This window comes from Tolypothrix sp. VBCCA 56010, assembly GCF_050875635.1.
Lineage (GTDB): Bacteria > Cyanobacteriota > Cyanobacteriia > Cyanobacteriales > Nostocaceae > Hassallia.
In genome coordinates this window covers 26612-48686 of record NZ_JBPAOH010000037.1, presented here as the reverse complement: position 1 = coordinate 48686, position 22075 = coordinate 26612, and the positions used below count along the sequence as shown (strand labels likewise).

Sequence of the window (22075 nt, the reverse complement as noted above, 5' to 3'; positions counted from 1 at the left end):
CTATATTTACGCGGTGTCAGACCGTTAACCCAATAATTTGTCATATTCTGCGTGCGATCCGATCCAAAACCAAGCGAAATCCCCATCTTGCTCCACAGCCAACGCACGATAGTGCAAACCGACTCGTACTGACCAAAATTGACCCACTTTCTTAAAATGCAGCGAGGGATAACTAGGATCAAGCTTGAGCAAATCATAACACCGATCCGCGAGTCCTTGAACATCAGGTGGTAACTGTCGATAGTAATACCAAAAATCCGGAGTCGCTTTATGTCTCACAAATCGGTACAGCGTCCTTCTCGTAGATGTTGCAGAGCTTTTTGGGCTAGCGCATCCAGCCGACCCGCTGCTACATCTGCCTCAAACTGTTGATCCCAAACTGCGGCATCGAACTCTGCAAACCAAGCACGGAAAGCAGCAAGCTCTTGGGGTGAAAGTTGACTTATCGCACGTTCAATCTCGTTCAGGGTACTCATAACTTACGGTTAATAAGCTTCTTACTCTCTAATTCAACTATACATATGAACTCCTCATATTTATCTAACAGTTTCTAAACTCTTCACTTTTTTATCAAACATATCCAGAAAAATGCTTAAAACAGTGCGTTTTCTGACTTTGATACTGCAATTAACCGCCATACCAGATTGCAAAGGTAGTTTCTTCCCATTAGCTGATAATAACTTACTATCTAGCTTAATTTTCGCGGGAAAGTTATAGAAAGGTCTTTCTTGAGTTGGAGGTAAAGCATCAGAACCTACCCAAATCAATTTACCTGTAACGCTGCCAAATTCGCTTTCCGGAAAAGATTCTATATTAATACTAGCTTCCATGCCATCTCTGACAAATCCAATATCTTTATTAGTCAAAAACACATGAGCTACTAAATTTTCATTGGGGACAACACTTAAAATCGGCTGAGTTGAATTGGCGACAAATCCGGCTGAGTGTGGTTGTAAATTAAATATTACCCCATCCGCAGGAGCGTGAAGCTCTTGATATTCAAGAGATAATTTGGCTTTGCTAATTTGAGCGTCAATTTCATCAATCTTTTTTTGGTTATCTAATCTAGCTCGGCTGAGTTGGCTGTCAATTTCGGCAATTTTTTTGTCATTTTCGGTAATTCTGGTTAAGACTTCTTTGGTAGTTAAATCAAGAGTATTTTGTAATTCTGCTTGTGCTTTAGTAATTGTTGCACTGATGCGTTGTTCTTCTTTCTTTATCCGTGCAATTTCTGCTAGACTGTGGACAATTTCACTTTTACGATTAGTTATTTCACTTTGGCTAGCAGCAACTTCCTTACGACGTGTCAAAATTTCCGCTTCACTTGATGATATTTCTTGATATCTTGTCAATACTTTTTGTCGCTGCTGCTGTGCTTGTACAATTGAGATAGCTCCCTGCGATGCTAAAGGATTCATTCTCTCAAGAATATCTTTATCTGTAGAAAGAATTTGTTTAGCTGTTGTTACACGTTCTTGTGCTTTTGGTAGTTGCGCTTCGGCAGTTGCTAATTGTATTTTTGCAGTTTGCAATTGCGCTTGAGCGATTGGTAATTGCTTCTCGGCAGATGTTAGTTGTTCTCGTGTTTGAGCCAGTTGTGTTTGTAACTCAGTAACTTGCGATCGCGCAGCTGTTTGCCGAGATTGCAATTCTGCACGATTTGCCATTACAAGTTGTTCATTTGCATTTAATTCACCGTTTATATTCGGCAAATTAACACCCGAAACTAAAGCTTTAAAAGCTTTGTTTTCTGATATAAGTTTAGCCTTTAATTGCGTCAAAGCTTGCAAATCTGACGTTTGAACTAAGATACCACTGTGAGTTACTTCTGTAGTGTAGAATTGATTTTCTTTCAGCAGCGATTCCTTGACTTTATTTAAAGATTCTAGTTCAGCTTTTGGGGCAGTAGTGTCAAAACTTAGTAATAGTTGCCCTTTTTTTACTTGTTGTCCATCTTCAATATAAATCTTCTTTACTACTCCTCCCGTTGGTGCTTTAACTTCTTGTACAAAACCCTGAGGTTCTAATTTACCAGTTGCCGGAATAGCTTCTTCAATTTTCGCCAGAGATGCCCAACTGACTGCGGATGTCGCAAGAGTAATTATCAGCCAAATAAATATTCTGGATGAGAGTTTGGGACGTTCTAAGATTACAGATTGGTCAAATGGGATATTCATGGTTAATTGGGAATTGGGAATTGGGAATTGGGAATTGGGAATTGGGAATTGGGAAAACGGTAAAGGAATAAAAAGCTTTTTCCACTACCCATTACCCATTACCCATTACCCATTACCCATTCCCTCTTGTTGCTGATAAAGGCAAAAATAACGTCCTTTTAGTGACATTAATTCGGTGTGAGTACCTCGTTCAACGATCGCACCTTGATCCATGACTAAAATCACATCGGCATTTTTGACGGTGCTAAGACGATGGGTGATAAAGAAGACTGTGCGACTGCGAAAAGCTTCAGCTAAGTTTTGACATACTTGGCGTTCGGAATTATAATCAAGGGCGCTGGTTGCTTCATCGAGAATTAATAAGTTGGGATTTTGCATGACAGTACGAGCGATCGCAATCCGTTGTCTCTGTCCTCCAGATAATGCAGAACCTTTTTCTCCCACGATTGTGTTATACCCATTGGGCAGTGACATAATAAAATCATGAGCATCAGCAATTTTTGCTGCTGCAATTATTTCCTCATCACTTGCTTCGGGATTAGTTAAAGCAATATTTTCCTGAATCGTCCCGCTAAATAACAGCGTATCTTGCAGCACAGTACCAATTTGACGACGCAGCGAATAAAGTTCGACTTTGCTAACATCATAGCCATCAATTTTTACTTTACCTGATGTTGGTTCATAAAGGCGTTGTAGTAACTTGGTTAAAGTACTTTTACCCGAACCACTTTGACCAACAATTCCCACAAATGAACCCGCAGGAATTTCTAAGTTAATATTCTTTAATTGCAAAGCTACATTCGGATTAAATCCAAAAGAAATTCCTTCATAACTAACAGTACCCTTAATTTCTGGTAGCGTGATATTCTTACTATTAGCTTCATCAATTTCTTGAGGAGCATCGAGAACATCACCAAGACGTTCAATCGATAAAGCTGTTTCTTGAAAATTCTGCCAAAGTTGAATTAAACGCAGCAGCGGACTAGTTACATAACCAGCAATCATCCGGAAAGCAATTAATTGTCCTAAAGTCAACTGATTGGCTAAAACTAAATGTGCGCCAACCCACAGCAACAGAAAGCCAGAGAATTTATTTAAAAAGCCGCTGATAGAACTAGCTGTACTAGATGTAATAACATTTTTAAAGCCAGCGCTAATATATTTGACATGTTTTTGTTGCCATTGCCAGCGAGATTTTAGTTCAATATTTTGGGCTTTGACTGTTTGAATTCCCGAAAGAACTTCTACAAAATAAGATTGAGTATCAGCGTAACGTTCCGCTTTGTGTTTTAATTGTTGTCGCACAATCGGAGAAACACTCATAGTTAACAAACCAAATAAAGGAACTGTTGCTAAAGCCACAAGTGTTAAAATCCAACTGTAAAACAGCATGACGACTATATAAATAACCGAGAAAATTGCATCTAAAACAACTGTTAAAGCAGTTCCTGTGAGAAAAGAGCGAATATTTTCCAGTTCATTCATCCGACCGGCAAGTTCACCAATGCGGCGTTTTTCAAAGAATGATAAAGGAAGTTTGAGTAAATGGTCGATTACTTCTGAACCAAGACTTAAATCAATGCGGTTAGTAGTATCAACAAATAAATAAGTGCGAAGGGTGGTGAGCAAAGCTTCAAATACACCTACACCCAATAAAAATATACCTAAAACATCCAAAGTATCTAGGCTTTTTTGCACAAGCACTTTATCAATAATCACTTGGGTGATTATCGGGTTTGCTAAACCAAATAGCTGAACAAAAGCCGAAGCAATTAAAACTTCTGTTAAAACGCGGCGATATTTATAAATTGATGGGAGAAACCATTTGAGGCTAAATTTTTCTTTTGGTTTATTTAGAGGTGCTTGTAGCAGAAGTACTTGAGATTCATTTCCCCAAACATTGCTAAATTCATGTATTTTTCTGCGGGTAATTCCTGATTCCGGAATTCCTAACACTATTTCTTTATCTGTAATGCTGTAGAGAATAGCGAAGCTATCATTATAACGAATTAGTGCTGGTGCTTTAACGCGGTGAATAGCGGTGACAGGGACTTGTACTAATTGTGTACGCAAACCTATCATTTCAACTACAGCACCTGCAACTTGCAAAGAGATATTATCTGCTGCTTTCAATTGATTTTGCAAGACTTTTTTAATCAAATCTCGACGAAAAGAAATGCCAAAATACTGACTTAACATTTGCAAGCAAGCTAAAGGTGCATTAATCGCACCGCTTCCACGCACATAGGGAAATTTAGTTTGTTGTGCAGTAATTTCTGATGGTGAAATTGGAGGTTCATCGGGAGCATAAGGAATGGAGGAGTGGGGGAGTGGAGGAGTGGAGGAGTGGGGGATGTTTGCGTACTTTTTCCCCCCCTCTCCCTCTCTCCTTCTCTCCCCCTCCTCTTTTGGTAAACTTAGTAATCGCGCACCTCGTATTCCAGAAACTCTCAAGAATTGTCCTACACTATCGAAATTTATACGACTACCGGCAGCAAAATTCTCAATTGCACCACTACTAACAAGCCAAATTCGCTGCGAATCTAACTGAGAAATATTAACTTTACCTTTAGACAAATTGAGAACAGTTACATCTTGCCAAATTTTCAAAGCTAATTCTTTGAGATTTGTGTTTGCGTCTGCTTGTCGGTGAAGTTCAACACTTAATAATTCAAATAGTTCACTCAAGACACATTTGTTACTTAAAGCTTCAGCAAATAACGGCTCAGATTGTATTAAATCGAGAAAATCTGCCGCAGCTAAGGTAATGCAAATAACTTCGGTGGAAGCGATCGCTATTTCACAAGGTACTCCCCGCACTAATCCCACCCAACCGAGAATTTCTCCTGCACCCACTACTTGCAAACTTGCAGGTTTTTCTGTACGCTGGTCATAGCCCAATAACCGAACTTTGCCTTCATAAATAATCGCTATCTGCGTCGGCATGGATTCTCGGACAAATAACGGTTGTCCAGTACGATAGCGTACAAGTTGGCATTTAGTTGTTACTGCATGTAACTGCTGAGATTTGAGTTGATTAAACGGAAAAGTTTGCTCTAAAAATTCATGAACTTGATTGCTTGCAACTGAGTAAGTCATACTGCGAAATCTCCCACAGAACTTAGATAATTAATTTATTTAATTTGCTTTTTTATTCAGCTTTTAGCAATAAACTGTGATATTTTCACCGCATTCATCCGCTAGATAGCAGAGACATTTAAAGCGCAAACTAACTACTTGCTCGTACAAAGGATTCAACTTGCATAAAGGTGGAATACGAAAGATAGTGCGTTGGAAGAGTTTTACTTCTCGCTCAAAAGGACAGCGGGCAGGAATAATTTTGCAAAGCGAATGAGCTAGATTAGGATTGCGAATTTCAATAGATTCCAGTCGTTGCCGGATAAGATTCAGTAGGTTAAGTTTAAAACTTCTCGAATTAAAGCTAATCATTGAAGTGGTTCCTCGCTCGATACTTTTAACTGTAGAGAACAATCGGGAAGAACTAGAGAAGAGCGATCGCTATTTTTCAATCATATTTTGGTAATTTAAAAAGCCCATACCTTGAGTTGTTCAGGTATGGGCTGAGTGTTATACCAATTCTGTATGAAGATGCGCTGACGCGCAAGAAATAAAAACGAACCACGAAGACGCGAAGAACGCGAAGAGAGGAGGTATAGAGATAATTTGGCGCAGCTTCACAAAGAAACGGTATTAGATGCTTTTGCTTGAAGACTCCTCGTATTGACCTGAGTTCGCAGCATAATGCACCCTATCGTTGATGGTTCGCTTATTAGGTCTAGTTAAACAAACTTAAAATCTTTATTGAAATCTAGAGATCCAACACCATCTCCGACAACACCAATTAGCTCAAGGGAACTGCCAGTTTTAAAATAAATCCCAATCTCAGGAGCTGGATTGTTAATCTGAACGGGTGAGTCACCCAGGACGTATTGATTTGCATTCCCCACAAGCTGGATTTTATCTCCTTCAGATTTATTGAAGTCCTTGATCAGAGCATAGTCATTTCTACCATCGGAAGTATTATTTCCATCGTTGTAGTATACTTTTCCGGCGGAACCAAGTATAAAGGTATCTGCCCCTAAACCACCTAATAGAGAATCTGTTTCACCTCGACCAGGATTAGCAGATTTAGGGTCAGTGCCATCGAGAATGTCATTGCCTTCGTCACCAATCAGCAAGTCGCTCCCAGCACCACCAGTTAGTTTGTCATTGCCAGCGAAGCCAAAAATAGTGTCGTCACCAGCTGTACCAACAATAGTATCGGAGTTTCGAGAACCTAAAATGGACATTGTAATTTCTCCTTAAGAAAAAGATTTGATTTCTTCATCGAAGAGAGTGTTGCATCTTTGAGATATTAGTTAGAAGCAGCTTTTTCGCGCTTTGCGGATTGCTGTCTGGTAATCTCTCAGGTTTAATGTCCTCTCTGCCTTCGATACTTTTAACTGTAGAGAACAATCGGGAAGAACTAGAGAAGCGCGATCGCTATTTTTCAATCATATTTTTGGCAACTTCAAAAGCCCATATCTTTTGTCACTACAAATGCAGAAGCTGTCGTTACCAACATGGCGACTTTCGTTACCAACATCGTGACTTTTGTTACCAACATGGCGACTTTCGTTAGCAACATCGTGACTTTTGTTACCAACATCGTGACTTTCGTTACACATCTAATCAACTATAAGCTTGCATAAAACTGTGGCGAATTGAGGGTTGAATTTTAAATGCAAAGGAACCCCCATTTCACGCAATTTTGAATTTTAATTGCTATAAATTATACTAATTATGATTTAAAAATGCGTAAGTGCGGAGTTACGCACGCACTATAAACGCACTCAGTAGGGGCAATTCATGAATTGCCCCTACACAGAATAAAGCGCGACCTCACATAGAATTCGTATTAGGCTGTATAAACTGAAGTTCATTCTCAATAAGCTTCTATATTTTTTGCTGTCTTGCTGATACCTGGACACAAGCAGTTTGCCTTGCTTTCACGATAATTCTCGCCGCATGACATAGCGCCGATGAACTTTGTTGCCAAACTGCTGGGGTGGTGCTATACGTATCACTTCAAAGCCCAGCTTCTGCCAAAAAGTGAATCCTGGCTGATTTTCTTCGAGAACAGCCAAAAATAAAGATTGCGCTTCTTGCTGTGCTACCCAACTTTCGTAAGCTTGGTAAAATTGAGAGCCTAATCCTTTGCCTCGATGTTCTGGAGCCAACATCATTAACCCTATCCACCAGCTTTTGTCATTAGGATAATGCCGAATGGTTTCCAGCATTCCCACAAGAGTGTCATGTTGATCGAACAAACCAAATATAAATTTATCTTGTGTAGTTTTACCTTCAGGTACAGCTAAAAATTCATCAGCAGCAGCAGAAGATAAAGGCGGATGTCCATCTGTCAGGATAGCGTAGTCAGTACACTTCTCGTAAAGGCACTGAAGAATATTTTCATCCCTTGAGTCTAGTTTTTTTGCTATGTAGTCAGCACTTTGCAGTACAAATCTGATTGAAGTATCCATATCAATTTTCTACATTACAACTGAAAATTTTCTGACAAAACTCTAATTAACTTTATAAATTACCCTCAACTTTCTACGCTGCTTGTTGATTTGGTTTAACTCCCATCCAGATTTGGTCTTGAGGGGAAAGTTGCCTGAGTTTCTCTTGAAACCAAGCTTGAAAGTTTTCTTGCAGCAATCGCTGACGCATCGCTTCATCAAGTTGGGCAGGAATTAATTTTTCCAAACGCACGATCGCATACCATTCACCAAAAGCCAGAGGTGTCCAAACTTCACCAACTTGACTTATCCGCAACAACTCAGCTAGATGGGGGTGAAGAGTACCGAGTTCTACTGCCCTCATAAGTCCCCCGGTTTGCGCTTCTGCTCCTTGGGAATATTTAAATGCTAGTTCTGCAAAAGATTGCTCACCTTCTTTAATGCGAAAATAAAGCTCGTTAGCAAGTCCTTGGTCTTTCACCCGAAGTAAAGAATAACTCGCTTGGTCTAATTGCCCTTTGCGCTGGAGAAAATAAGACTCTAATTTGTGTCCCCAAGTTTGTTGTTTAAATTTTTCAATTCTCAAGCTACGAGTTGCCAAGCTTTCTAATTGTTGCTGACTCATACCATAACGCTTTAGCCAAGTCTCCTTCTGAGCGTTATCGGTTAAATGCCAATTTTGATAAAATTGCTGGCAAGCACTTTCAGTTTCTTCAGGTGTGCAGTCAATATCTACAATGGCTTGGTCAATAATACTTTCACACAACAACTGCGGTAAAATTTTGTAACCAGCCATTAAAGGGATAATTTCCTCAGATTTAATAGTGCGATCGCCAATTTGTAAAACTGTAGTCATTTTTTAAATTACTCTTTTTCAGTATTAACGATAAAAAGCTCTTAATTAGCACAAGAAAGCTCCCTCAAAAACCATTCGCTCTTGAGGGAGATAAACGTAACTCAACAACGATAATTCACTCAAGCAGGAACTTTCAGTTTTTTATTAGGAAACTGACAGTTGCAGTGTCGGATGGACATTACCACTAAATTGATACACCTGAACGATGCTCTCTCTGCCTTCAATACTTTTAACTTTAGATAGCAATCGAGAAGAACTAGGGAGTAAAAAAGAAGTTGTGAAAATATTTTTTTCATTTTTGAAAAAAGAATAACCCCGGTTTATCACAGAAACCGGGGTTCTAAAATCGGGATTTTAGAGAAATTATTCGCTTAAATATGGTAAAATAATTCAATCTATTAACCATTTACAAACTAACTTACCATTTTCTATTTCCCATTTAGCACTTAAGCGACTATTTTTGAAATTATCTGTGGACGAGTTGAGATAGTTTTTTGATATCTGCTCAACCAAAGTTGAGGATTTAATCTCTTTTGTGGATAAAGAATTGGATTTTAAGAATAATTTTTGTTTGTTGAGTAGCATAGTTGAATACTTCCTTGTTTGATACGGTTTCTTGCTTCGATACTTTTAACTTTAGAGAGCAATTGAGAAGAACTAGGAAAGAGCGATCGCATATTTTTTACGCATCTTGCCGATAAACTAAAAAGCCCATACCTGCTGTTCAGGTATAGGCTTTTAGAAGCTTGTGAAAATTTGTATTCCGGACTTTTAAACACAGACTCTTTCTTTAGCGGGATGCTAAATTAGTCTTTCTCCCATTTAAAAAGGTACTGATGACCAGGGAGCAACTTTTGATTAGCATTAATAATGCAATATTCGTTAGTATGAACACCAAAGGCTTTCGCCTTGCTGAGAACAAGATGTTTCACTCCTCCTTCTTGATTATCATCAGTTAAATCAGATGCGTTCATTACTCCAAATCTGGCTTCTCGATTTGTACCAGCGAGGTCGATTACAGTTCGATAACCTTCTTCGTTGAATAAAATAATCCCCTTCCACCAATTGACATCACCAACCAACTGAAGACCGATTTGAATTTGGTCAGGTGGGCAAGCTTTGCCAGTGTCACTAAATCGAATTGTGTCTCCGTCGCTCATGTTTTGACCGACTTGTTCAAGTTTGACATTGTATACTGCGTAAGACATGAATTGCTCCTTTGATGTTAGAGAATTTGTGATTGGTTTATTTGTGTGAAATGAATTTCATCGTCGAAAGTAGATTAATCACAAGCACTGGCTGCTCAATCGCGGTGTGCTGTGTGGTAATCTGGCTCTTGTTTGATGCCGTCTCTGACTTCGATGTTTTTAACTTTAGAAAGCGATCGAGAAGAACTAGGGAAGAGCGAATATTTTTTTTGAAACACGGGAGCGATCGCTCTCTTATGAGAAGATTGTCAAAGGTAAGTACGCATAAATGCCATGCGAATTTTGCTGATTGAAGATGACGAAGTTTTGCTTGACGTGCTGTTGCAATCTCTTACCAGTCAGCACTATATCGTCGATGCAGTTCAGGATGGTCAAAGCGGTTGGGAATATGCCCAAAGTGCAAACTATGACTTAATTCTCACGGATGTGGGACTCCCCATACTCGATGGGATTAAGTTATGCCAGCGGTTACGCGCTGAGGGTTCCTCGATTCCGATTTTATTGATTACTGCCAAAGATGCCAGTAGCGATCGCATTCGTGGACTAGATGCAGGTGCAGACGACTATCTAATCAAACCTTTAGATTTGGCAGAACTTCACGCACGCTTACGAGTATTGCTGCGACGTGGCGAAGTTTCCCCTACAACCGTGCTACAAGTAGGCGATTTACGTTTAGATCCTCGTAGTTGCGATGTAAGCTACAAAGAAAAACCTGTAGCATTAACCCCGAAAGAATATACTCTGTTAGAAATATTTCTGCGAAACCCCTCACGGGTATTTAGTCGCGGACAATTAGTTGAGCATCTGTGGACATTTGACGATCCACCTTTAGAAGAAAGCGTTAAAGCACATATTAAAGGATTGCGGCAGAAGTTGAAAAAAGCCGGCGCCGTAGATTGGATTGAGAACGTCTACGGTTTAGGATATCGGCTGAAGGAAGGAGTAGGAGACAACGAGGCAGGGGGCACTTTGCAGGGGGCACTTTGCAGGGGGCAAGGGGACAAGGGGACAAGGGGACAAGGGGACAATTCTTTCTCCCCCTCTCCCCATCCCCCCCTCTCCCCCTCTCCCCCTCCCCCTCTCCCCACTCCTCCATCCCAATCGCTTGAACAGCAGTTCAACCAAGGAATGAGTAAGCTGTGGCAGCAATATCAAGGGTTGATGATTCAACGCTTAAAGGCTCTGCAAACAGCAGCAACGGCGATACAGACCAAAACGCTGACCCCAGAGTTACGCCAGGATGCAAGGCAAGCAGCGCACAAGCTAGCGGGTGTATTGGGGATGTTTGACCGGGAAGCGGGGACTGTGTTGGCACGAGAAATTGAACAGATTTTGCTGGAAGATGAAAATTTAGGACAAAAAGATGAGGGGAAAAAGGAACTTTCTGTGCGCGAACGAAAGCTGGTGTCTCTAGTGTCGGAATTGGCTGATTTGCTCTGTTTGGGTGAGTCAGAATCTTCTACCGATGCAGAAACATCTCGACTGTTGTTGATTGATTCTGACGCAAATTTATACCGAGATTTACAGGAATTAGCGCATTCCCTCGATTTAACTTGGAAACAAATAGCAAACTTAGAGTTAGCAAAAACCTGGCTTCAGTCTCATTCACCAGATTTAGTAGTGCTGGCAGTCGATGCAGAGGAAAAGCAAGAAGATAGTTTGGCGCTGCTCTCGCAATTAGCAGTTAGGACACCATTTATACCAACAATAGTGCTAGCTTCTGCTGATAAGCTGTTGAATCGAGTTACAATAGCTCGTCTTGGTGGACAGGGATTTTTAGTTAGACCTGTGACTGCTGCTCAAATTTGGGATATGGCAACGCAATTATTACAGCGTACTCAGTCCTTAGCTGTAAATATATTAGCAGTAGATGACGATCCGGTATTTCTGGCAGCATTGCGTTCGATGTTGTCACCTTGGGGTATACGGATGACGGGATTGGATGACCCCTTACGTTTTTGGGAAGTGCTGCGGTCTACTGTTCCGGATTTGCTGATTTTAGATATAGATATGCCGCAAGTTAGTGGGATTGAACTTTGTCAAGCAGTTCGTGCTGACCCTCAATGGCAGGGATTGCCGATTTTGTTTTTGACTGCTAAGAGCGATCGCTCTTACATCCAGCAGATATTTACCATTGGTGCAGACGACTACCTCAACAAGCCAGTTGTACCAGCAGAACTACTAACCCGAATCACCAATCGTCTAGAACGTTCTCGCTTACTGCGAAACCTCTCTACCAAAGACCCTTTAACCAAACTGGCGAATCAAGCTCAATCCAGCCGTGACTTGGAACTTCTCATCAAAAGTATAAAGGATAAAGCTGCAAATGTTCCTTATTCTTTCTGTTTGGCAATATTTGCTTTAACAGAATTGCCACAAATTAATCTCCAATACGGTCACATTACTGGCAATAATATTTTACAGCGGTGGGGTCATCTGTTCCAGACAGCTTTTCGCCAAGCAGAAGTGTTGGGATACTGGGGTAACGGGGAGTTTGTGGTAGCGATGCCGATTTTCACCAAACAACCAGCAGACATCGACGCAGAAAAGCTTGCTGTCAAACATCGCTTTTGGGAATTTATGACTACTTTACGACAACAAGTCTTCACCGCACCAGATAGCAGCCGTTTTCAAGTTAACTTTGATTTTGGTTTAGCTGAGTATCCGACTGACGGAGTAACTCTACAATCTCTATATCAAGTTGCCAATCAGGTGAAGAAAAATCAAACGCTCTAATTGACCGAATAATTATTAATTCATAATTCATAATTCATAATTTCAGGTACGACGACAACAATTTATTGATGGTAACAAATAAATTTACTGACGTAATCAAGCCCCCGCCTGAATGTGTGGCGTAATAATTATAAATTATTAATTATGAATTATATTCACATGAGCATCCAAAATGTGCAAAATACCCCACAGGCTAGAAGCCTGTGGCTATAAAAACAAAGCCTGCCTCCGCAGGCTCAAATCTTCATAGCCTGCGGAGGCAGGCTTTGTACGTGTAGCCACACCCTTCTAGGGTGTTGGTGACAAAATTGAGATACTCCCGACACATTTAACATTAAATCAAAAAGGCGTGCTGAAATTTGAACACGCCTTTAGAAGAACCTAGTGTTAAACTTTTGCTAGTTCTGGCGAAGGACGCTTACTGTTGCGAATAGCTTTAATAGCTTCAGCATAATCAGGAGCGTTAAACACCGCTGAACCAGCGACGATCGCATTTGCACCAGCTTCCAAAACTTGCCAAGTATTATTAGCTTTCAGTCCCCCATCAACTTCAATCCACGGGTCTAAACCGCGTTCATCGCACATCGAGCGCAGCTTGCGGATTTTTGGTACGACTCCAGGAATGAAGCTTTGACCGCCAAAGCCTGGGTTAACACTCATAATTAGCACTAAATCGCACAATTCCAAGCAATATTCAATTAACTCTAAAGGGCTACCAGGGTTGAGTACAACACCAGCTTTCTTACCAACCTCTTTGATTTGTCCTAAAGTACGGTGCAGGTGAGGCGAAGCATTGTGTTCTGCATGAACGTAGATGTGATCTGCCCCTGCTTTGGCAAAGTCTTCAACATACTTTTCTGGTTCCACAATCATCAAGTGGACATCCAGAGGTTTTGTCGTTATCGGACGAATCGCCTCCACAACCAGAGGACCTATCGTAATATTAGGTACAAAACGACCGTCCATTACATCAACATGAATCCAATCTGCTCCAGCCGCGTCTACGGCGCGAATTTCGTCTCCGAGACGACTAAAATCGGCTGATAAGATAGATGGGGCAATTACAATCGGCTTTTTAGATAGGTTTTGGGTCATGGCTAGTGGCAAATTTAAGCGTCCTCGTCTTGTGAGCATTGTAACAAAATCTTGACCCAGCGCTCATCGATTTGATGCAGTGCTGATGGGGGAGTGGGGGAGTGGGGGAGTGGGGGAGTGGGGGAGTGGGGGACAAGGGTTTTTGAAGAGGGGGAAAGGGGAAAGGGGAAAGGGAAAGAATTATTACCAATGCCCAATGCCCAATGCCCAATGCCCAATGCCCAATGCCCAATGCCCAATGCCCAATGCCCAATGCCCAATTACCCATTCCCATCAACTAACAAATAACAACTAACAATTGACAATGGTCAAAAAATTTACCTGGATAATTTGGGGATTGAGTGCTTCTTGCTTCGGCGCGCCGGCACTCGCTGCTATAGTTACTTCTATCGGCACTAACGGTATTGATGCTCTTAGATTACAGAAAGCTCCATATAACTTAAGCGGTCGCAAGATTGCGATTGGTCAAGTCGAAATTGGGCGTCCGGGAAAGTTTGGCTGGGATAAAGCGGTGTCGAAAAATACAGTGATATCGTTAGCAGGAGTCTTTTTACGCAATAGACCTGCTAAATCAAATAGTGGTGTTGACCCCCACGCTTACAATGTGGCTGGTGTGATGGTCAGTCGAGACAAAGCCTTACCGGGTATAGCTCCAGGAGCGCGGCTGTATTCATCTGCGGTAGGTTCTACAAAAAACATGGGTCAGCCAGAAGAGTGTTTATCCGCGCAGCACATCGCGATGCAAAATAGTGGTGATGTCCGCGTGATTAACTTCAGTTTTGGTGAACCTCTCACCCGCGATCCGCGACCGGAAGCGACTTTAGACGGTAACGCTTTACTAACATTATGTATTGACTGGTCTAGTCGGGTTCATGATGTTGTGTATGCGATCGCTGGCAACCAAGGTAAAGGAGGCATTCCCATCCCTACAGACAATTTTAATGCAATCAACGTTGCTTTTTCTTCTCGCAAACAAAACATTTTTAATAAAGTTGATGTTTCCAATTTGGCTGCTGCTAACGAAGGAGTGGCAACTAGGCTAGCAGGAAAGGAGTTTAATATTGATGGGCGTCCTTCTATTAGTTTAGTTGCTCCTGGGAGTAACATTCCTTTGGTGAATCCAGATGGCAAAGTCAACAAAGTTACGGGTACAAGTTTTGCAGCACCTCACGTAGTCGGTACTGTTGCGTTGTTGCAGGAATTTGGCGACAAACAACTGCGGACAAAACAACCCAATTGGAGCATAGCCTCTCGCCGTCATGAAGTGATGAAAGCCGTATTGCTAAATTCCGCAGACAAAATTCAAGATACTGGTAATGGCTTGCGGTTGGGAATGAGCCGGACGCTTATTGATAAACAAAATCGCGACTGGCTGACATCATTAGCTTACAGCGATCCAAAAATTCCCCTAGATCCGCAAATGGGAGCCGGTCATTTAAATGCATTTCGTGCCTACCAGCAATTTAGTCCCGGTCAATCAAGTCCATCCGCTGCCGTACCTGCAATTGGTTGGGATTATCGGACATTGGATGCTGGGGCATCTGTGGATTATACCATAGCAAAGCCGTTAGTGCAAGGAAGTTTTGTTGCTGTCACTCTTGCCTGGGATCGGTTGGTAGAGCTAGAGGATAAAAATCAAAACAAGTTATTTGATGTCGGTGAGGATTTTCGCGATCGCGGTTTGAACAATCTCGACTTGTATCTAGTTAAAGCCGATGCGTCAAACAATATCGCAGGTGCAGTTTGCTCCTCCATCAGCCCAGTTGATAGCGTAGAACACATCTTCTGCCCTGTTCCGGCTACCGGCAATTACAAAATCCGCGTCCAGTTTCGCCAAAAGGTAAACCAATCTGTTCAGCCTTTCGCTTTAGCTTGGTGGGGTGTATCTAGTAAATAGGGCATCGGGCATCGGGCATTGGGCATGGGGCATGGGGCATGGAAAAAATCTCCCATTGCCCATTGCCCATTGCCCATTGCCCATTTTCAGATTTATTTATTACCACTAACAAAAAAACTAGTTTTGTTTTGCCATTTCGTATTTTAAAATACAATTTAGAAAAAAGCAGAAAATCGAGAAAAATAAAGCTGATTCCGCATAAATCTGCATTGTCGCTTTCATCAGCAATTAACAATTAGCATAACTTACAAGTTGTATTTAATTCCTATTACTTACTTAGCTGTTGCAAAAACTGTAACCGCTCTATATTTTTATTGTTTTTAATGCGATAGTTAACAATTGACACATAAATAATGGTCAATCTTGACAGACAGCTTACAAAAAATATTTGGCAAGTGAGGTAGAAAAATGCATCGGCAAAAATTTAATAGTGTGAAGGAAAATTTCCTCCAAAGACGCTATGGTGTGCGCTTGGGTAGGCGTTATGTTCTGGCAGCAGCAGGAGTTATGCTTATGGGTGTATTAGGATGCTCTCAGGTCAATGACAGTACAAGTGCGCTGGCGAAATCTCCCTTACCGACAGAATCACCATCAACTAAAAAAACAGTCACACCTGATACAAAAGTCGTTGCAGCTAATACAAAATTTAGTTTCAAACTGTTTTCAGAAGTTTTGAAAAAGGATAGCAAAGATAACATTTTTATTTCTCCTTCTAGTGTAGCGATCGCTCTCGCCATGACTTACAATGGTGCGAGTGGTTCTACCCAGCAAGCAATGGCGAAAGCGTTAGAGTTACAAGGCATAAGTTTAGAAGAAATAAACTCCTCTAACGCCGCTTTAAAAATCCTTTTAGAAAATCCTGACCCGAAAGTGCAGCTAACAATTGCTAACTCGCTTTGGGCAAACAAAGATACTAGCTTTAAATCGGAATTTATCCAGAGAAACAAAGATTTCTACAAAGCTAAAGTCACAAATTTGGACTTTAAAGACTCCCGTTCATCAGGTGTAATCAACACTTGGGTAAATGAAAATACACGCGGCAAAATCAACAAAATAGTCGAAACAATTGAACCAGAGCAAGTATTATTTCTAATTAACGCCATCTACTTCAAAGGCAACTGGAGTAACGAATTTGATAAAAACCAAACCGCTGAATATCCTTTTTACATAGCATCTGACAAACAAAAACAACACCCGATGATGTCGCGAACGGGTGACTACAGATATTTAGAAAATGAACAATTTCAAGCAGTGAGTTTACCTTACGGCAAAGATGGTAAAATTAGCTTATATGTTTTCTTGCCGAAAGAGAATAACTCAAAAGCCTTTTATGAAAACTTAAATTCTGACAACTGGGAAAAATGGATGGCTCAATTCAGCAAACAAGAAGGATTTGTTCGCTTGCCCCGCTTTAAAATCAATTATGATATTACTCTCAACGATGCCCTTACCGATTTAGGTATGGGAGAAGCTTTCAGCGCGAAAGCGAATTTTTCCGCTATGGGTAAAAATCTTGCCATCAGCCAAGTTAAACATAAAACTTTTGTTGAGGTAAATGAAGAAGGTACAGAAGCGGCAGCAGCAACTTCTGTGGGGATAGTAGCAACTTCAGCGGTCGAGACAAAGCCATTTCGGATGATTGTTGACCGTCCGTTTTTCTGTGTGGTAAGGGATAATCAAACAGGTAGCGTTTTATTTATGGGTTCAATTGTGGAGCCACGGTAAAACGATTCACGCATTACTCCTGTCATGCTTGAAGATTACCTATTAACGAACCGCAAAGACACGAAGTACACAAAGGAAGAAAAGAAAGAAGAATATAGGTAATCTTGTCGCGGGAAGGAAGTAAGAAAAGAATTTTGAATGACGCTGACTACCTTAAGGCAATGTGGCTTTAGAAGCGCTTAGATTTTTTGATTCAGTTTTTGAGCTTTCTTCAGTACCAGCAAGTGCATTTACCTCTTCTGTAGAAGCAACCGTTTCACTATCGCTACCAACACCAGGACGCAGAGCGCTTAAAGCCGTTTTGATTACAACTGCACTTGGGACTGCTAAAATTACACCTAGCAATCCGCCAACTCTCGCGCCGGTCAAAACCGAAACTAGCAGCCAAACCGGATTTAAACCAGTAAAACTCCCCAAAATTCGCGGAGCAATCAAGTTTTCGAGAATTTGTTGTACAATTAATGCTGCAATCAATACTCTTACCCCCATCGAGAAATCTTGTAAAGCTACAAGTAAGGTAGTTAAGGCGATACCCACAGAACCGCCATAGGGGATGAGAGCCATAATGCCAATAGTTAAGCCGAAAAGCAGCCCAAATGGAACTTTCAGCCACAAAAAAGTCGGTATGAGGGCTGAAGCCATACAAGTTGAGATAATCAACTGAGTGATAAAGAAATTTTGAAAGCTGAGACGTACTGTGTTAGAAAAAGGCTCTCGGAATTTGGTAGGCAACCAATCTACCAAACTTTGCCAGAGTTCATCGCCATGCTGCAACAGATAGAAAGTTAAAACCATTGTTAAGAGAAAGTCTAGCAGGCTAGTGAGGGTAACTACAGCTAGATTCAAAACTTGTGAAGCGATCGCCTGTAATTGTCCTTTGACGCGATCGTTGATTTGTGCTACCAAAGCTTCCAGATTAATTGGGAAACCAAGAGAATCTGCTTTCTCATTCAATAGCATTAACTGAGAGCGGCCAGAGTCAATTAACTCCGGTAAACGCGCAACTAGTTGCTGCGCTTGCGTTAAAGCTAAAGGTATCAGCGTCACACCCAACGCCAACAAAATCGATAAAGCAAGTAAAAAGACTAAAATAGCAACTTGCTCGCGTCTGCCACCTTGACGCTCTATCCAACTCACGGGATAGTTAAGCAGAAAGGCTAAAACTGAGGCTCCGACTAAAATAACTATCAACGAGTGAAAGTAATCAAAAATTGCCGAAATCGCCCAACCATTAAGCACGAGTAGCGGAGCGAATAGCGCGATCGCACCGATTCGCGCTATTGGTGTTAGTGTTTGCCACCAGTTAAGAAGCTTGCGTGTCTGCATATAACAGCCGATTGCGGGATAAAACTAAATTAAATCATTCTTTAAAGCTTATTATCTCTGACTGCACGACCGACATACATCTCTCTAGTTTAGGATTGCACTCACCCAAATGAATAATTTACTACCAAATGACTCATCATCTGTGCCAGAAAGCCAAGAAAAATCAGCCTTATTTTTCATCCCCAGTGAGGATGCCAACATTTCTTCTTTGCCGTTAATTTTATATTTAGTTCCGGTCATCGGGTTTTTCCCCTCCTTGTGGACTCTTTATCGTCGTCGAGGCAGTCGGGAACAACTTAATGTTAGTCGTCTGTCAATTACTCTGGCGCTTACCTGGCTTTTGGGGTATATCTTATTAGGAACTGGAGCGGCTACCGGAGAATTTTTCAGCTTGCGTCTACTGCTCCTCAATAGCTTTCTCACCTCTGGTTACTTTTTGGTTAGCGCCTGGTTAATTGTTCGTACAGTTCAAGGCAAATCTAATCGTCTAGCAGGGTTTAGTCGTTTTGCCAACCGAGTTACTAATAAATATTTGTCTTAATTTAGGATGAAAGGCGGTACCCCGTATTTACACGTATCTTTTTCCCAACTACACATTATTTACCAACAGGTCTAGTCAAATCTGGTTTAATCAAGCATACTTCAAGAAAACGTCTCCGGATTTGCCGAAAAGAAGGAGAAATACTGCTATAAGTGTTTTGGTTAACACTAAAGATCGAAAAGTTAGCACTGATAATTAAGGGTTAGCTATTATGGGTTGATTTGTCGGCTTTTAAGTAACAAATTTACCGAGTTTTATCAGTAAGTGTGAGGAAGTCCGTGACCATTCAAACAACTTCGGCGCAAGAAGACCATACAAACCCCCCGAATTCAAGTAACAATAATTCTAAAAATTCCAAATCAGGACGCTGGCTGTGGTTTTGGGTGGGGATGAGCGGTATTGCGATGGTGTCAGCCACTGCCGGGGCGCTATTGGCTGTTTCTTTAACGAGTACGCCATTGATGCAAGCTTCTTTAAGTCCCCAAGAAGCGGCAGTTTTTGATAGCGATCGCATCTCCGGACAAGGACTGCGATTCTCTCAATTAACTCGCCCTGTCAATATATTAGTTATGGGAATGAGCGTACTCCCGCCAGATACTCAAAACGCTCCCGCTGAAACTAAAAATCTCAGGTACTTGCCTCAGGTAAATTCCTTTGATGGTCTTGCGGATGTGATGCTCTTGATCAAATTCGATCCGGAGAAAAAAAAATTAGTTATGCTTTCTGTTCCTAGAGATACCCGTACAGAGATAGAGGGGCATGGTATTAAAAAAATTAATTCGGCAAACACTCATGGCGGTCCAGCTTTAACTGCGAAAACCGTTAGTAATCTCTTGGACGGCGTGGGAATCGATCGCTATATCCGAATTAACGTTTTGGGAGTTGGTAAGCTAATCGATGCCTTGGGAGGGGTGACGGTTTACGTTCCCAAAGATATGAAGTACCAAGATGATTCTCAGCATTTGTACATCAACTTGAAAGCTGGGAAGCAGCATTTAAATGGCGATCAAGCTTTGCAACTGTTGCGCTATCGCCATGATGAAAATGGCGATATTGGTCGGATTCAGCGCCAGCAAATGGTGATGCGGGCATTGATGGATCAAAGCCTCAACCCAACTACACTAGCTCAATTGCCGCAAGTTCTCGACGTAGTTAAAGAGCATATTGACACCAACTTAAGCGTTGAAGAGTTGTTAGCATTAGTAGGTTATGGAGCGCGAACAAATCGCTCGAATATGCAAATGCTGATGGTACCCGGTCGCTTTAGCGATAAGAATGAATACGAGGCTAGCTATTGGTTGCCAAACCGCGATCGCATTGCGGCTATGATGGCTGAAAATTTTGATATGGATGCGCCACATCAGCAACAATCGACTGACCCAGGTTCATTGCGAATCGCAATTCAGGATAGTACAGGTGGCGATCGCTCAAACCTACGACCTTTAATTAGAAGCCTCGAAAAAGCCGGCTATCGCAATGTTTATGTGTCTAAGCCGTGGGCAGAACCTCTAGAAGTGACACACATCGTCGCCCAACAAGGAGACGGTAACAGCGCCGAATCGATTCGCAACTCTTTAGGATTTGGGGAAGTGCGAGTAGAAAGTACTGGTAATCTTGGCTCTGATGTCACTATACAGCTAGGTAAGGATTGGTTGCAACAAACTGCTCCACAAGAAGTGTCTCCCCAACGTTAAAGAAGTCAGAAAAAAGAAAAACTGAATTCACAACCGTATATTAACATCTTGTACCAGGCGATAAAATTCACTTCGCCTTACAGCTTGGTGCAAGATGTTAATCCAAAATCCGTCTTTAAAAGCTTTGATGCCTGCGGCAACCCCTTCTCCTTCACCAGACGCTCCGCGAACGGGGAAGGGAGGAAACCTCCGCTCAAACTTTTCGCAAAATCCTAAATTGGAAATCTCAAATCGCTTGACATTTTCCCAATCCAATCGTGTATAATCAAATTCACTACCTCCGGTGCTTCATCTTGGGGACAATGCCCCACACCTTCTAAAGGTATAAACTTTAGCACTTTTGGGAAATTAGCCAACTCTTTACCTAACTCAAACGGTTCCCAAGGGTCTGCCGTTCCCCACAAAATAATCGCCGGACAAGGTAGCAGAGGTAAAAGGTCTTCAGGTAGGGGACCTGTAGAATAAGCTGTAAAGGCAAGAAACACAGCTACAGCACCCGGATCGCTTACTGGTGCCATCAAGATATCTACTAACTCGTCTGTGACCGTCTCAGAATTGGCATAAGCTTTGAGGAGAATTGAACGCACTGTTTTCGGCTGGGCAATTTGATTAAAAAAGAACTTGCCAACAGGTTTGATAGATAGCAGGCGTTGCAGCAAGGGCGCTCCGGCGCTACGATACCAAGGTAGTGTTGCTCGTTTGCGATCGTGTAACAGCCGTAAGGAGCAGTTCAGCAAAGCAACTCCTAATGCCATATCCGGGTTATCCACCGCTGCTTGCATGACCACAATACAGCCTACAGAATTTCCCACAAAAAAAGCGGGTTCTCCCACTACTTCCCGGCAAAAATCAGCGATTTGCTGTCCCCAGGTTTCAAATGTGTAGGCAATCTCTTCACCTGGCTTGGGTTTAGCCGAAGCGCCAAAGCCAATCAAATCAATAGCATAGACACGGCAATTTTCCGCCAGTACAGGAATATTTTTCCGCCAATGCCACCAAGAAGCGCCAAAACCATGTACCAAGACCACAGCAGGTCCAGCGGTTCCTTGGGTTTGATAGCAAATGGGAAAACCTTGCCAAGTCCAGGTTTTTGTTGCTGGCAGTTTGGTTGTCGATTGGATCATAGAAAATTTAAAAGCATAACATATGGACGCAAAACGAAAAGCTGCAAGCGTCATTGTTTTTTATTTTTTAACAAAATATAAAACCTTAAAATAAATAGCGATTCGCGTTACTTGCCAAGCTCACAGTTTAATTCAGCATAGAGTAGCTCTCATCTTTTTGATAGAAATAGTGCA

General features: G+C 41.6%; 19 protein-coding genes. 6 read left to right on the top strand and 13 right to left on the bottom strand.

Going from position 1 to position 22075, the window contains the following annotated elements; all coding sequences use genetic code 11:
* Positions 1 to 24 precede the first annotated feature (24 nt).
* The 10 genes from AABK37_RS15220 to AABK37_RS15175 form a co-directional block, all read right to left on the bottom strand.
* Positions 25 to 279, bottom strand: a complete 255-nt coding sequence (locus AABK37_RS15220; RefSeq protein WP_432552402.1) for a ParE family toxin-like protein — start codon at positions 277 to 279, stop codon at positions 25 to 27.
* Entirely contained in the window at positions 276 to 476 is a 201-nt protein-coding gene (locus AABK37_RS15215) for a hypothetical protein (RefSeq protein ID WP_432552401.1), read from the bottom strand. The genes AABK37_RS15220 and AABK37_RS15215 overlap by 4 nt, the downstream gene beginning before the upstream one ends.
* 60 nt (positions 477 to 536) lie before the next feature.
* Complete coding sequence (locus AABK37_RS15210; protein ID WP_432552400.1) at positions 537 to 2177, bottom strand: HlyD family efflux transporter periplasmic adaptor subunit; 1641 nt, start codon at positions 2175 to 2177, stop codon at positions 537 to 539.
* Positions 2178 to 2282: 105 nt separating this feature from the next.
* Entirely contained in the window at positions 2283 to 5276 is a 2994-nt protein-coding gene (locus tag AABK37_RS15205; RefSeq protein WP_432552399.1) for a peptidase domain-containing ABC transporter, read from the bottom strand.
* A 63-nt stretch (positions 5277 to 5339) separates the two neighbouring features.
* The gene (locus AABK37_RS15200) at positions 5340 to 5627 is read right to left on the bottom strand and encodes a Mo-dependent nitrogenase C-terminal domain-containing protein (protein ID WP_432552398.1); all 288 of its coding nucleotides are present in this window, start codon (positions 5625 to 5627) and stop codon (positions 5340 to 5342) included.
* Between the two features lie 350 nt (positions 5628 to 5977).
* On the bottom strand, positions 5978 to 6487 hold the full coding sequence (locus AABK37_RS15195; RefSeq protein ID WP_432552397.1) for a calcium-binding protein: 510 nt from the start codon (positions 6485 to 6487) through the stop codon (positions 5978 to 5980).
* A 699-nt stretch (positions 6488 to 7186) separates the two neighbouring features.
* Positions 7187 to 7720, bottom strand: coding sequence for a GNAT family N-acetyltransferase (locus AABK37_RS15190; protein ID WP_432552396.1), 534 nt, complete (start codon positions 7718 to 7720; stop codon positions 7187 to 7189).
* A gap of 73 nt (positions 7721 to 7793) precedes the next feature.
* Positions 7794 to 8555: a peptidylprolyl isomerase gene (locus AABK37_RS15185; protein WP_432552395.1), complete on the bottom strand. Its 762-nt coding sequence runs from the start codon at positions 8553 to 8555 to the stop codon at positions 7794 to 7796.
* Between the two features lie 806 nt (positions 8556 to 9361).
* A complete protein-coding gene (locus AABK37_RS15180) occupies positions 9362 to 9763 on the bottom strand; it encodes a hypothetical protein (protein ID WP_432552394.1) in 402 nt (133 codons plus the stop codon).
* Between the two features lie 95 nt (positions 9764 to 9858).
* Entirely contained in the window at positions 9859 to 9981 is a 123-nt protein-coding gene (locus AABK37_RS15175; protein ID WP_432552393.1) for a hypothetical protein, read from the bottom strand.
* A 55-nt stretch (positions 9982 to 10036) separates the two neighbouring features.
* Between AABK37_RS15175 and AABK37_RS15170 the strand changes: the two genes are divergently transcribed.
* Positions 10037 to 12499 (top strand): response regulator, encoded by a 2463-nt coding sequence (locus tag AABK37_RS15170; RefSeq protein WP_432552392.1) that lies wholly within the window; start codon positions 10037 to 10039, stop codon positions 12497 to 12499.
* Positions 12500 to 12886: 387 nt separating this feature from the next.
* Here AABK37_RS15170 and rpe read toward each other — a convergent pair whose 3' ends face one another.
* Positions 12887 to 13594 (bottom strand): ribulose-phosphate 3-epimerase, encoded by a 708-nt coding sequence (gene rpe, locus AABK37_RS15165; RefSeq protein ID WP_432552391.1) that lies wholly within the window; start codon positions 13592 to 13594, stop codon positions 12887 to 12889.
* 85 nt (positions 13595 to 13679) lie between these two features.
* Here rpe and AABK37_RS15160 point away from each other — a divergent pair, with 85 nt between their 5' ends.
* The 3 genes from AABK37_RS15160 to AABK37_RS15150 all read left to right on the top strand — a co-directional run bounded on the left by AABK37_RS15160 (position 13680) and on the right by AABK37_RS15150 (position 17216).
* The gene (locus AABK37_RS15160; RefSeq protein WP_432552390.1) at positions 13680 to 13889 is read left to right on the top strand and encodes a hypothetical protein; all 210 of its coding nucleotides are present in this window, start codon (positions 13680 to 13682) and stop codon (positions 13887 to 13889) included.
* A 9-nt stretch (positions 13890 to 13898) separates the two neighbouring features.
* On the top strand, positions 13899 to 15491 hold the full coding sequence (locus AABK37_RS15155) for a S8 family serine peptidase (RefSeq protein WP_432552389.1): 1593 nt from the start codon (positions 13899 to 13901) through the stop codon (positions 15489 to 15491).
* Positions 15492 to 15899: 408 nt separating this feature from the next.
* Positions 15900 to 17216: a serpin family protein gene (locus AABK37_RS15150; RefSeq protein WP_432552388.1), complete on the top strand. Its 1317-nt coding sequence runs from the start codon at positions 15900 to 15902 to the stop codon at positions 17214 to 17216.
* A gap of 153 nt (positions 17217 to 17369) precedes the next feature.
* Here the strand turns inward: AABK37_RS15150 and AABK37_RS15145 are convergent, their stop codons facing one another.
* Entirely contained in the window at positions 17370 to 18542 is a 1173-nt protein-coding gene (locus tag AABK37_RS15145; protein WP_432552387.1) for an AI-2E family transporter, read from the bottom strand.
* Positions 18543 to 18651: 109 nt separating this feature from the next.
* Here AABK37_RS15145 and AABK37_RS15140 point away from each other — a divergent pair, with 109 nt between their 5' ends.
* Together AABK37_RS15140 and AABK37_RS15135 are read left to right on the top strand one after the other, a co-directional pair.
* A complete protein-coding gene (locus tag AABK37_RS15140; RefSeq protein ID WP_432552386.1) occupies positions 18652 to 19083 on the top strand; it encodes a hypothetical protein in 432 nt (143 codons plus the stop codon).
* Between the two features lie 278 nt (positions 19084 to 19361).
* Positions 19362 to 20777 carry an LCP family protein gene (locus AABK37_RS15135; protein ID WP_432552385.1) on the top strand — a complete coding sequence of 472 codons (1416 nt, stop codon included), beginning with the start codon at positions 19362 to 19364 and terminating at the stop codon, positions 20775 to 20777.
* Positions 20778 to 20989: 212 nt separating this feature from the next.
* On the opposite strand, the gene AABK37_RS15130 is transcribed toward AABK37_RS15135, so the two are convergent.
* On the bottom strand, positions 20990 to 21901 hold the full coding sequence (locus tag AABK37_RS15130) for an alpha/beta fold hydrolase (protein WP_432552384.1): 912 nt from the start codon (positions 21899 to 21901) through the stop codon (positions 20990 to 20992).
* Positions 21902 to 22075 lie beyond the last annotated feature (174 nt).

Coding starts and splice junctions, on each gene's coding strand:
- AABK37_RS15160 (WP_432552390.1), top strand. CDS start 13,680: ATGGGGGAGTGGGGGAGTGGGGGAGTGGGGGAGTGGGGGAGTGGGGGA.
- AABK37_RS15205 (WP_432552399.1), bottom strand. CDS start 5,276: ATGACTTACTCAGTTGCAAGCAATCAAGTTCATGAATTTTTAGAGCAA.
- AABK37_RS15180 (WP_432552394.1), bottom strand. CDS start 9,763: ATGTCTTACGCAGTATACAATGTCAAACTTGAACAAGTCGGTCAAAAC.
- AABK37_RS15195 (WP_432552397.1), bottom strand. CDS start 6,487: ATGTCCATTTTAGGTTCTCGAAACTCCGATACTATTGTTGGTACAGCT.
- AABK37_RS15215 (WP_432552401.1), bottom strand. CDS start 476: ATGAGTACCCTGAACGAGATTGAACGTGCGATAAGTCAACTTTCACCC.
- AABK37_RS15200 (WP_432552398.1), bottom strand. CDS start 5,627: ATGATTAGCTTTAATTCGAGAAGTTTTAAACTTAACCTACTGAATCTT.
- AABK37_RS15140 (WP_432552386.1), top strand. CDS start 18,652: ATGAATAATTTACTACCAAATGACTCATCATCTGTGCCAGAAAGCCAA.
- AABK37_RS15130 (WP_432552384.1), bottom strand. CDS start 21,901: ATGATCCAATCGACAACCAAACTGCCAGCAACAAAAACCTGGACTTGG.
- AABK37_RS15155 (WP_432552389.1), top strand. CDS start 13,899: ATGGTCAAAAAATTTACCTGGATAATTTGGGGATTGAGTGCTTCTTGC.
- AABK37_RS15210 (WP_432552400.1), bottom strand. CDS start 2,177: ATGAATATCCCATTTGACCAATCTGTAATCTTAGAACGTCCCAAACTC.
- AABK37_RS15150 (WP_432552388.1), top strand. CDS start 15,900: ATGCATCGGCAAAAATTTAATAGTGTGAAGGAAAATTTCCTCCAAAGA.
- AABK37_RS15145 (WP_432552387.1), bottom strand. CDS start 18,542: ATGCAGACACGCAAGCTTCTTAACTGGTGGCAAACACTAACACCAATA.
- AABK37_RS15170 (WP_432552392.1), top strand. CDS start 10,037: ATGCGAATTTTGCTGATTGAAGATGACGAAGTTTTGCTTGACGTGCTG.
- AABK37_RS15185 (WP_432552395.1), bottom strand. CDS start 8,555: ATGACTACAGTTTTACAAATTGGCGATCGCACTATTAAATCTGAGGAA.
- rpe (WP_432552391.1), bottom strand. CDS start 13,594: ATGACCCAAAACCTATCTAAAAAGCCGATTGTAATTGCCCCATCTATC.
- AABK37_RS15190 (WP_432552396.1), bottom strand. CDS start 7,720: ATGGATACTTCAATCAGATTTGTACTGCAAAGTGCTGACTACATAGCA.